Raw genomic sequence first — 12114 nt, forward strand, 5'->3', positions numbered from 1 at the left:
CCTCCGGGCGTCCCCGGCCGCCGCCCCCGGCGGCCGGGGACCCGGTCCGCCTCCCGCGTGCCGGGGCCCGGCCCGGGCCCCGGCCCCTCCCGTTCGCCCCTCCCGACCCCTCCGAGAAGGCTGAGACAGCGATGGCGCACGACGAAAAGCTCCGCGAGTACCTCAGGCGGGCGACGGCGGACCTCCAGGAGACCCGCCGCCGGCTGCGGGAGGCGGAGGACGCCCGGCACGAACCGATCGCGATCATCGGCATGAGCGGCCGCTACCCCGGCGGGGTGACCTCCCCCGAGGACCTCTGGCAGCTGGTGTCCGACGGCGCCGACGTGGTGTCCGACTTCCCCACCGACCGCGGCTGGAACACCGACGCGGTGTACGACCCCGAGCCGGGCAAGCCCGGCCGCACGTACGTCCGCCGCGGCGGCTTCCTGCACGACGCGGCCGAGTTCGACGCCGGCTTCTTCGGGCTCAGCCCGCGTGAGGCGCCGGAGGCCGACCCGCAGCAGCGGCTGCTGCTGGAGGTGTCCTGGGAGGCGCTCGAACGGGCCGGGATCGACCCGCTGTCGCTGCGCGGCAGCCGGACGGGCGTCTTCGCCGGCCTGATGCACCACGACTACCCGCGCAGCACCACGGCGGGCAGCATCGTCTCCGGCATCGTCTCCTACACCTTCGGGCTGGAGGGGCCCGCCGTCACCACGGACACCGCCTGCTCGTCCTCGCTGGTGGCGCTGCACCTGGCCTGCCAGTCGCTGCGGGCCGGGGACTCCGCGCTCGCCCTCGCCGGCGGCGTCTGCGTGATGGCGACCCCCCAGCTGTTCGTCGAGTTCAGCCGGCAGCGGGCGCTCTCCCCGGACGGCCGCTGCCGGTCCTTCGCCGCCGACGCCGACGGCGCCGGCTGGTCGGAGGGCGCCGGGATGCTCGTCCTGGAGCGGCTGTCGGACGCGCGCCGCCTCGGCCACCCCGTCCTCGCGGTGGTGCGCGGCTCGGCGGTGAACCAGGACGGCGCCAGCAACGGCCTGATGGCGCCGAACGGGCCCGCGCAGCAGCGGGTGATCCGGGCCGCGCTGAAGAACGCCGGGCTGGTCGCCGCCGACGTGGACGCGGTGGAGGCGCACGGCACGGGCACCAGGCTCGGCGACCCGATCGAGGCGCAGGCACTGCTGGCGACGTACGGGCAGGACCGGCCGGAGGACCGGCCGCTCTGGCTCGGCTCGATCAAGTCCAACATGGGGCACCCGCAGGCCGCGGCAGGGGTGGCGGGCGTGATGAAGATGGTCCTCGCGCTCCAGCACGAGACGCTGCCGCGGACCATCCACGCCGGCGAGCCGACCCCGCACGTCGACTGGTCGGCCGGCCGGGTGCAGCTGCTGAACGACGAGGTGCCGTGGCCCAGGGGCGAGCGGCCCAGGAGGTTCGGCATCTCCTCCTTCGGGATCAGCGGCACCAACGCGCACGCCGTCATCGAGGAGGCGCTCCCCGACCCCGAGGAGAACGCCGACGAGCAGCCGTCCGCGCCCGCCCCCGTCCCGTACCTGGCCTGGCCGCTCTCCGCCCGCGGCGAGGACGCGCTGCGGGCCCAGGCCGCCCGCCTCCACGCCGACCTGCTCGACCGGGCCGGCCTGGACGCCGGCGACGTCGCGTACTCCCTCGCCACCACCCGCTCGCTGTTCGAGAACCGGGCCGTGGCCGCGGGTGCGGACCGGGGCGAACTCCTGGCCGCGCTCGACCGGATCGCCACCGGCGAGGACGCGGGCGGCGCGGTGCGCGGCGGCGGCCGGACGGCCTTCCTCTTCACCGGCCAGGGCGCGCAGCGCCCCGGCATGGGCCAGGAGGCGTACGCGGCCTACCCCGTCTACGCCCGGGCCTTCGACGCGGTCTGCGCCGAGCTGGACGCCCGGCTGCCCAGACCGCTGCGCGAGGTGGTGTTCGCCCCCCAGGGCTCGGCCGAGGCCGCCCTGCTCGACCGCACGGTCTTCACGCAGGCGGCGCTGTTCGCGACCGAGGTCGCCCTCTACCGGCTGGCCGAGTCCTTCGGCGTCCGCCCCGACGTCCTCATCGGCCACTCCGTGGGCGAGATCGCCGCGGCCCACGTCGCCGGGGTGCTCTCGCTGGCCGACGCGGCGGCCCTGGTCGCCGCCCGCGGCCGGCTGATGGAGGCCCTGCCCGAGGGCGGCGCGATGACCGCCGTCCAGGCCACCGAGCAGGACGTGCTGCCGCTGCTGGAGGGCCGGGCGGCGCAGCTCGGCATCGCCGCGGTCAACGGGCCGTCCGCCGTCGTCCTCTCCGGCGACGAGGACGCCGTCGCCGAGGTCGCCGGGCTGCTGGCCGGCCGCGGCGCCCGCACCCGGGAGCTGCGGGTCAGCCACGCCTTCCACTCGCCGCGGATGGACGCCATGCTGGCCGACTTCGCCGTGGTGCTCGCCGGGCTGACCTTCCGGGAGCCGGCCGTCCCGGTCGTCTCCAACGTGACCGGCGCGCTCGCCGGGGGCGACGACCTGCGCACCCCCGAGTACTGGGTGCGCCACGTCCGCGGCACCGTCCGCTTCCACGACGGGCTGCGCGCGCTGGCCGCCCTGGGCGTCTCCACCTGCCTGGAGATCGGCCCGGGCGCCACCCTCACCGCGATGGCGGGCGAGACCCTCGACGAGGACGTCCTCGCCGTCCCGCTGCTGCGCGCCGGCACCCCCGAGCCGCGGGCCCTGACGGCCGCGCTCACCGCCCTGCACCTGCGCGGCGTCGACGTGGACTGGGCCGCGCCGCTCGCCGGCACCGGGCGGCGCCGGGTCGGGCTGCCCACCTACCCGTTCCAGCGCCGGCGCTACTGGGCCGAGCCCGAGGACGGCGCCGAGGGCGCCCGCCCGGGCCGGGGAGCCGGGGACGGCGCCTTCTGGTCCGCCGTCGAGCAGCGCGACCTCGACCACCTCGCCGCCGTCCTCGACGCGGACGGCGACAGCCGCTCCTCCCTGGAGACGGTGCTCCCGCTGCTCGCCGACTGGCGCACCCGCAGCGTCGAGCACGCCACCGTCGAGGGCTGGCGCTACCGGATCGGCTGGCTGCCCCGCACCGGCGGCACCGGCGGCGCGCTCACCGGCAGCTGGCTGCTGGCCCTGCCCGCCGAGGGCGTGGACGAGGCGTGGGCCGAGGCCGTCGAACGGACCCTCGCCGACCGCGGCGCGAAGGTCCTGACGCTTCGCCTTCCCGGGGCCGGCGCGGACCGGCCGGCGCTGACCGCGCGGATCACCGCGGCCCTCGCCGGGGCCGCGCCGCTGAACGGCGTGGTGTCGCTGCTCGGCCAGGACGGGGAACCCGACGCCGGGGCCCCCGCCGCCCCGCGCGGCCTCACCGCCACCGTGGCGCTCGTCCAGGCCCTCGCCGACCTGGACGCGACGGCACCGGTGTGGAGCGTGACGCGCGGCGCCGTCGCCGCGGGCCGCTCCGAGACCCTGCCCAACCCCGGCCAGGCCCTGGTCTGGGGCCTCGGCCGGGTGGTCGCCCTGGAGAACCCCGGGCTCTGGGGCGGTCTGGTCGACCTCCCCGCCGCAGGCACCCCCGACGCCGCGCTGCTGGCCCGCCTCGCCGACGTCCTCGCCGACCCGGCGGGCGAGGACCAGCTCGCCGTCCGGGCGTCCGGCACCTTCGTCCGCCGCCTGGAGCGGGCGACCGCCGACACCAGCCCGCCGCGCGTCGCCTGGCGGCCCACCGGAACGGTGCTCGTGACCGGCGGCACCGGCGCCGTCGGCGCTCACGTCGCCCGCTGGCTGGCCCGGGCCGGCGCCGAGCACCTGCTGCTCACCAGCCGGCGCGGCATCGAGGCCCCCGGCGCCGCGGAGCTCGCGCAGGAGCTCACCGGCCTCGGCGCCCGCGTCACCGTCGCGGCCTGCGACGCCGCCGACCGCGACTCCCTCGCCGTGCTGCTGAAGGAGCTGCCCGCCGACGCCCCGCTGACCGCCGTGATGCACGCGGCCGGGGTGCTCGACGACGGGACGGTCGGCTCGCTCACCCCGGAGCGGATCGCCGGGGTGCTCCGGCCCAAGACCGAGGCCGCCCGCAACCTGCACGAGCTCACGCGGGACCTCCCACTGACCGCCTTCGTGACGTTCTCCTCGATCGCGGGCCTGCTCGGCGGCGCCGGCCAGGCCTCGTACGCGGCGGCCAACGCCTACCTCGACGCACTGGCCGAGCACCGCAGGGCGCAGGGCCTGCCGGCGGCCTCGGTCGCCTGGGGCCCGTGGGGCGGCGGCGGCATGGCCACCCAGCAGGAGATCCAGGAGCGCGCCTGGTGGCGCGGCCTGTCCGAGCTGGACCCGGAGCTCGCCGTGAACGCCCTGCACGAGGTGCTGGAGCGTGGCGAGGCCGTCATCGGCGTGGTCGACGCCGACTGGGCCGAGCTGGCACCCGCCTTCACGGCCGGCCGGCCCAGCCCGCTGATCGGCGCCCTGCCCGAGGTGAAGGCCGCGACCGGCGGGCCGGCGGGCGGCCCGGCGGCGGGGGCCCCGGCCGACGCCTCCGCGCTGGCCCGGGAGCTGGCCGCGCTCACCGGCGGCGAGCAGCGCAGCACCATCCTCGGGCTCGTCCGCGGCCAGGTGGCCACGGTGCTCGGCCACGACGGCCCCGACGCCGTCCAGCCGGGCCGCGCCTTCAAGGACATGGGATTCGACTCGCTGACCGCCGTCGAGTTCCGCAACCGCATGAACGCGGCCACCGGGCTGAAGCTCCCGGCGACCCTGCTCTTCGACTACGCCAACCCCACCACCCTGGCCGAGCACCTGCACGGCGAGCTGGCGCCGACGGGCGCCGGCGGTGCCGGCGTGGCGGCCGAACTCGACCGGCTGGAGGCCGTGGTGGCCTCCCTCGCCCCGGAGGAGATCGAGCGGACGCAGGTCGTCTCCCGCCTCCAGGCCCTGGTGGCCCGCGTGAACGAGGCCCAAGGCACCCGGGGGGCCGGCACGGTCGCCGACCAGCTGGAGGACGCCTCGGCCGACGAACTCTTCGACTTCATCGACAAAGAACTCGGGATCGCGTGACCAGGTTCCTGGACTCTTTCTCAACAGAATTGGTGAGGCCCTGATGGGGAACGAAAAGAAGCTGCTCGACTACCTCAAGCGGACGACCGCCGACCTCGCACAGACGAAGGAGCGGCTGCGCGACATCGAGGCGGAGCCGATCGCGATCGTGGGGATGGCCTGCCGCTTCCCGGGTGACACGCGTTCCCCGGAAGACCTCTGGGACCTGGTCCTCAACGAGACGGACGCCATCGGCGGATTCCCCCGGGACCGCGGCTGGGACGTCGGCGGCATGTACGACGCGGACGCCGAACAGGCGGCCAGCGGCTACACCCGCAGCGGCGGGTTCCTGCACGGCGCCGCCCGGTTCGACGCCGAGTTCTTCGGCATCAGCCCGCGGGAGGCCATCGCGATGGACCCGCAGCAGCGGCTGCTGCTGGAGGCGTCCTGGGAGGCGTTCGAGCGGGCCGGGATCTCCCCCGACTCCCTCAAGGGCGGCCCCGTCGGCGTCTACGTCGGGACCAACGGCCAGTCCTACTTCGGCATGAAGCTGCCCGAGGAGTCGGCGGCCTACATGACCACCGGCACCAACGGCGCCGTGCTCTCCGGCCGGGTCTCCTACGCGTTCGGCTTCGAGGGCCCGGCGGTGTCGGTGGACACGGCCTGCTCGTCCTCGCTGGTGGCCCTGCACCTGGCGGTGCAGGCGCTGCGCCGGGGCGAGTGCACGATCGCCCTGGCCGGCGGTGTCACGGTGATGGCGACGCCCGACCCGTTCATCGCCTTCGGCAAGGCGCGCGGGCTGGCGGCCGACGGCCGCTGCAAGGCGTTCGCCGACGCCGCCGACGGCACCGGCTGGAGCGAGGGCGCCGGCGTCCTCCTGGTCGAGCGGCTCTCGGTCGCCCGCCGCAACGGCCACCCCGTCCTCGCCGTGGTGCGGGGCTCCGCGGTCAACCAGGACGGTGCGAGCAACGGCATCACCGCGCCGAACGGTCCGTCGCAGCAGCGGGTGATCCGGGCGGCGCTGGCCAACGCGGGTCTGTCGACCGCCGACGTGGACGTGGTGGAGGCGCACGGCACGGGCACCACGCTGGGTGACCCGATCGAGGCGCAGGCGCTGCTGGCCACCTACGGCCAGGGCCGGACCGCCGAACACCCGCTCCGGCTGGGCTCGATCAAGTCGAACCTCGGCCACACCCAGGCCGCCGCCGGTGTCGCGGGCATCATCAAGATGGTGCAGGCGATGCGCCACGAGGTGCTGCCGAAGACCCTGCACGTCGACACCCCGTCCACGCACGTGGACTGGGAGGCCGGCCATGTGGAGCTGCTGCTGGCCCGCACCCCCTGGGAGCGCGGTGAGCGGCCGCGCCGGGCGGGCATCTCGTCCTTCGGCCTGAGCGGCACCAACGCGCACGTGATCATCGAGGAGGCCCCGGCGGTCGAGGAGGCCGTCGGGGAGCCGGGTGCGGGGTGGCCGTCGGGTGTGCCGGTGCCGTGGGTGGTGTCGGGTCGGACGGAGGCCGCGTTGCGGGCGCAGGCCGGGCGGCTGCGGGAGTTCGCGGCCGGTGGTTCGGCGGGTGGTTCGGTGTCGGCGCTCGATGTCGGGTTCTCGTTGGCGTCGTCGCGGGCGGTGTTCGACCGGCGTGCGGTGGTGCTGGGTTCGGACCTGGCGGAGCTGACGGCTGCGCTGGAGGGTGTGCAGGCGGGGCGCCGGCTGGAGGGCAAGACGGCGTTCCTGTTCACGGGTCAGGGTTCGCAGCGGGTCGGGATGGGTCGTGAACTGTGCGAGGCCTTCCCGGTGTTCGCGGCCGTGCTGGACGAGGTCTGTGCGCTGCTGGACGGTGAGTTGGGCGTGTCGCTGCGCGAGGTGATCGCGGGTGCGTCGGGTTCGCTGGACGACACGGTTCACACGCAGTCGGCGTTGTTCGCCGTGGAGGTGGCGCTGTACCGGCTGGTGGAATCGCTGGGTGTGCGGGCGGACTTCCTGGCCGGGCACTCGGTGGGTGAGATCGCGGCTGCTCACGTGGCCGGGGTCCTGTCGCTGGCGGATGCGTGCACGCTGGTCGCCGCGCGTGGCCGGCTGATGCAGGCGCTGCCCGCCGGTGGGGTCATGGTCGCTGTCCGGGCGGCCGAGGCGGACGTGCTGCCGCTGCTGAAGGGCCGCGAGGCCGAGGTCGGGGTGGCGGCGGTCAACGGGCCTTCGTCCGTGGTGATTTCGGGTGCCGAGGCCACGGTGGGCGAGGTGGTCGCGCAGTTGAAGGAGCGCGGCATCGCCTCGGTCCGGCTGACGGTCTCGCACGCGTTCCACTCGCCGCTGATGGAGCCGATGCTGGAGGAGTTCCGGACCGTCGTCCGGGGCCTCTCCTTCGCCGAGCCCCAGCTCGCCGTGGTGTCGAACGTGACGGGTCGCATCGCGGCCGGTGACGAGCTGCGTGATCCGGAGTACTGGGTGCGCCACGTCCGCCAGGCCGTCCGCTTCGCCGACGGCATCCGGGCGCTGGAGGACGCGGGCGTGACCCGCTTCCTGGAGCTGGGCCCCGACGGCGTGCTGACCGGCATGGCCCAGGCCTGCCTGGCAGAGCCCGACGACGCGCTCCTCGTCCCGGCCCTGCGCAAGGGCCGCGACGAAGCCTCCGCCCTGCTGGCCGCCCTGGCCGCAGTGTTCGAGGCGGGCGCGGACGTCGACTGGACGGCCGTGTTCCGGGGCACCGGCGCGCGCCGCGTCGACCTGCCGACCTACGCCTTCCAGCACGAGCACTACTGGCTCAGCCCCTCCAACGACACGGGCGACGTGTCGGCGTTCGGCCTCGTGGCGACCGAGCACCCGCTGCTCGGCGCGGCCGTCGACCTGCCCGACTCCGGCGGCACCGTGCTGAGCGGCCGGCTCTCCCTCGACACCCACGCCTGGCTGGCCGACCACGTGGTGTCCGGCTCCGTCGTGGTGCCGGGGACGGCGCTGATCGAGATGGTGCTCCGCGCCGGCCGGCAGGTCGGCTGCGACCGGGTGGAGGAGCTGGTCCTCGAAGCGCCGCTGGTGCTCGCGGAGCGCGGCGCCGTCCAGGTGCTCGTCCTGCTCGCGGCGGCGGGCGACGGCGGCGCCCGGAGCGTGCGGATCCACTCGCGCGACGCCGACGCCGACACCGAGACCGCCTGGACCGGACACGCCACCGGCGTCCTCGCCCCGGGCCGGGGCGCCGCCTCCTTCGACTTCGCGGCCTGGCCGCCCAAGGGCGCCGAGCCGGTCGCCGTCGACTCCGTCTACGACGACTTCGCCGCCGGCGGCCTGGCGTACGGGCCGCTGTTCCGGGGGCTGACGGCCGCCTGGAGCCGGGACGGCGAGGTGTTCGCCGAGGTCGTCCTCCCGGACGGCGCGCACGCCGACGCCGAGCTGTACGCCCTCCACCCGGCCGCCTTCGACGCCGCCCTCCACGCGGTGAGCGTCTCCGACGCGGTGTCGGAGGGCGGCCTGCCGTTCGCCTGGTCCGACGTCGAGGTCTTCGCCACCGGCGCGACACACCTGCGGGTGCGGGTCCGGCGGGTGCCGGGCCGGGACGCGGCGGCCCTGGACCTCGCGGACGCCACCGGCAGCCCCGTCGCCTCCGTGGGGGCGCTGGCCGTCCGGCCGGTCTCCGCCGCGCAGATCAAGGCCGCGGCCGCCGCGCACCACGACTCGCTATTCCGGGTCTCCTGGACGCCCGTCCCGGGCGGCACCGCGCAGGGCACCTGGGCGGTGCTCGGAGCCGACGCCGCGGGTTGGGCCGGCCGGCTGGGCGTCGCCCCGGTGCCGGCTGGTGAAGCGGCCGACCACGTGCTCCTCCCGGCCGGATGGGCCGTCACCTCCGACGACGACCCCGTGAGCGCCGTGCACGCCGAGACGGAGCGGGTGCTCACCGCCGTCCAGAGCCGGCTCGGGCAGAGTGCTCCCGAGGGCTCGCGGCTGGTCGTGGTGGTCCCCGGGGCCGCCGCGTCGGGCGGAGTCTCCCCGCTGGTCGGCGCCGCCGTCAGCGGGATGATCCGCTCGGCCCAGGCGGAGAACCCGGGCCGGATCGTCCTCGTCGAGCTCGACGAGGACCCGGCGTCCGCCAGGGCCCTGCCGACCGCGGTGGCCACCGGGGAGGACCACCTGGCGATCCGCGGCGGCGAGGTCCGCACCGCCCGGCTCGCCCGCGTCGCCGTCCCCGCGGCGGGCACCGAAGGGTCCGCCGAGGCCGCGGAGCAGGGCTGGGACGCCGCGGGCACCGTGCTGCTCACGGGCGCGACCGGCGGGCTCGGCGCCCTCCTCGCCCGTCACCTGGTCAGCGAGCACGGCGTCCGGCACCTGCTGCTGGTCAGCCGCCGCGGCGCCGCGGCGCCCGGGGCGGAGGAGCTGAGCGCGGCCCTCACCGAGGCCGGTGCCGAGAGCGTCACCATCGAATCCTGCGACGTCTCCGACCGGGCCGCCCTGGCGGCGCTGATCAGCGGCGTCCCGGCCGACCGGCCGCTGCGCGCGGTCGTGCACGCGGCGGGCTTCCTGGACGACGGCACCATCGCGTCACTGACCCCCGAGCGGGTGCACGCCGTGCTCCGCCCGAAGGTCGACGCCGCCTGGCACCTGCACGAACTGACCGCCGGGCTCGACCTGACGGCGTTCGTCCTCTTCTCCTCGGCGGCCGGCGTGCTCGGCGTCCCCGGCCAGGGCAACTACGCGGCGGCCAACGCCTTCCTGGACGCCCTCGCCGAGCGGCGCCACGCGGCCGGGCTGCCCGCCACCTCCCTCGCCTGGGGCCCCTGGGCCGAGGGCGGCGGCATGGTCGGCACCCTCAGCGAGGCCGACCGCGCCCGCATGGCGCGCGGCGGCATCGTGCCGCTCGGCGCGCAGGAGGGCCTCGCGCTCTTCGACGCCGCCCGCGCGGCCGACGGGCCCGCGCTCGCCCCGATCCGGATCGACACGGCGGCCCTGCGCGCCCAGGGCGAGGACCTCGACGCGCTGTTCCGGGGCATCGTCCCGGTGTCCCGGCGCACGGCCGCGCGCGGAGTGCCGGCGGCCGGCGCCGACTCGCTGGCCGGCCGGCTCGCCGGGCTCGACCGGGAGGAGCGTGAGCGGCTGCTGCTCCAGGTCGTCCGCGCGCAGGTCGCCGCCGTGCTCGGCCACAGTTCGCCGGACGCGATCGAACCCGACCGCGCCTTCAGCGAGCTGGGCTTCGACTCGCTCTCCGCGGTCGAGCTGCGCAACGGCCTCAACACCGCCACCGGTCTGCGGCTGCCGGCGACCCTGGTCTTCGACTACCCGTCGTCCTCGGCGCTCGCGGGCCACCTCTACGAGTCGCTGGTCGGCGCCGCCGACGAGGCCTCGGACCGGGGCCGGTCGGCCGTCGCGACGGTCGCGTCGTCCGACGACCCGATCGTCATCGTCGGCATGTCCGCCCGCTACCCCGGCGGTGTCACCACGCCCGACGAGCTCTGGGAGCTGGTCGTGGAGGGCCGGGAGGCGGTGTCCGAGTTCCCCGAGGACCGGGGCTGGGACACCGGCCGCCTGTACGACCCGACGCGGGAGCGCGCCGACACCACCTACGTCAACCAGGGCGGGTTCCTGCACGACGCGGCGGAGTTCGACGCGGCGTTCTTCCGGGTCAGCCCGAACGAGGCGCTGGCGCTCGACCCGCAGCAGCGGCTGCTGCTGGAGGCGTCCTGGGAGGCGATGGAGCGGGCCGGCATCGACCCGGCCTCGCTCAAGGGCAGCCGGACCGGCGTCTTCACGGGCGTGATGTACCACGACTACCCGACCAGCCACGCGATGGGCAGCGCGATCTCCGGCCGGGTCTCCTACACCTTCGGTCTGGAGGGCCCGGCGGTGTCGGTGGACACGGCCTGCTCGTCCTCGCTGGTCGCCCTGCACTGGGCGATCCAGGCCCTCCAGCGGAACGAGTGCGAACTCGCCCTGGTCGGCGGCGTGGCGGTGATGGCGACCCCCGAGGTGTTCGTGGAGTTCAGCCGCCAGCGGGGCCTGGCCCCGGACGGCCGGATCAAGGCCTTCTCGGAGGAGGCCGACGGCACGGCCTGGGGCGAGGGCGCCGGCGTGCTGCTCGTCGAGAGGCTGTCGGACGCGCGTCGGCTCGGGCACGAGGTGCTGGCCGTGGTCCGCGGTTCGGCGATCAACCAGGACGGTGCGAGCAACGGCATCACCGCGCCGAACGGTCCGTCGCAGCAGCGGGTGATCCGGGCGGCGCTGGCCGACGCGGGGCTGTCGACGTCCGACGTGGACGTGGTGGAGGCGCACGGCACGGGTACGACGCTGGGTGACCCGATCGAGGCGCAGGCGCTGCTGGCGACGTACGGCCAGGGCCGCCCGGAGGGCAGTCCGTTGTGGCTGGGCTCGATCAAGTCGAACCTGGGCCACACCCAGGCCGCCGCCGGCGTGGCGGCGATCATCAAGATGGTGCAGGCGATGCGCCACGAGGTGCTGCCGAAGACCCTGCACGTCGACACCCCGTCCACGCACGTGGACTGGGAGGCCGGAGACGTCGAGCTGCTGGCGGAGTCCCGGCCGTGGGAGAAGGCGGACGGCACACCGCGCCGGGCGGGCATCTCCTCGTTCGGCATCAGCGGCACCAACGCGCACGTGATCCTGGAGGAGCCTCCGGCGGCCCCGGCGGTCGAGGAGGCCGCCGGGGAGCCGGGTGCGGGGTGGCCGTCGGGTGTGCCGGTGCCGTGGGTGGTGTCGGGTCGGACGGAGGCCGCGTTGCGGGCGCAGGCCGGGCGGCTGCGGGAGTTCGCGGCCGGTGGTTCGGCGGGTGGTTCGGTGTCGGCGCTCGATGTCGGGTTCTCGTTGGCGTCGTCGCGGGCGGTGTTCGACCGGCGTGCGGTGGTGCTGGGTTCGGACCTGGCGGAGCTGACGGCTGCGCTGGAGGGTGTGCAGGCGGGGCGCCGGCTGGAGGGCAAGACGGCGTTCCTGTTCACGGGCCAGGGTTCGCAGCGGGTCGGGATGGGCGCCGGGCTGGCGTCGGTGTTCCCGGTCTTCTCTGCCGCGCTGGACGAGGTGTGCTCGCTGCTGGACGGCGAGTTGGGCGTGTCGCTGCGCGAGGTCATCGCCGGCACGTCGGGTTCGCTGGACGACACGGTCTTCACACAGTCGGCGCTG

General features: G+C 76.0%; 2 protein-coding genes. Both read left to right on the forward strand.

Features of this window, described 5'->3' with window-relative positions:
- The first annotated feature begins 131 nt into the window (after positions 1 to 131).
- The gene (locus ACZ3YO_RS14935) at positions 132 to 5021 is read left to right on the forward strand and encodes a type I polyketide synthase (protein ID WP_465569294.1); all 4890 of its coding nucleotides are present in this window, start codon (positions 132 to 134) and stop codon (positions 5019 to 5021) included.
- Between the two features lie 61 nt (positions 5022 to 5082).
- A partial coding sequence (locus tag ACZ3YO_RS14940) for an SDR family NAD(P)-dependent oxidoreductase (protein WP_465569307.1) occupies positions 5083 to 12114 on the forward strand: 7032 nt, incomplete at its 3' end.

The sequence above is a fragment of the Kitasatospora sp. NPDC022785 genome (assembly GCF_055561295.1).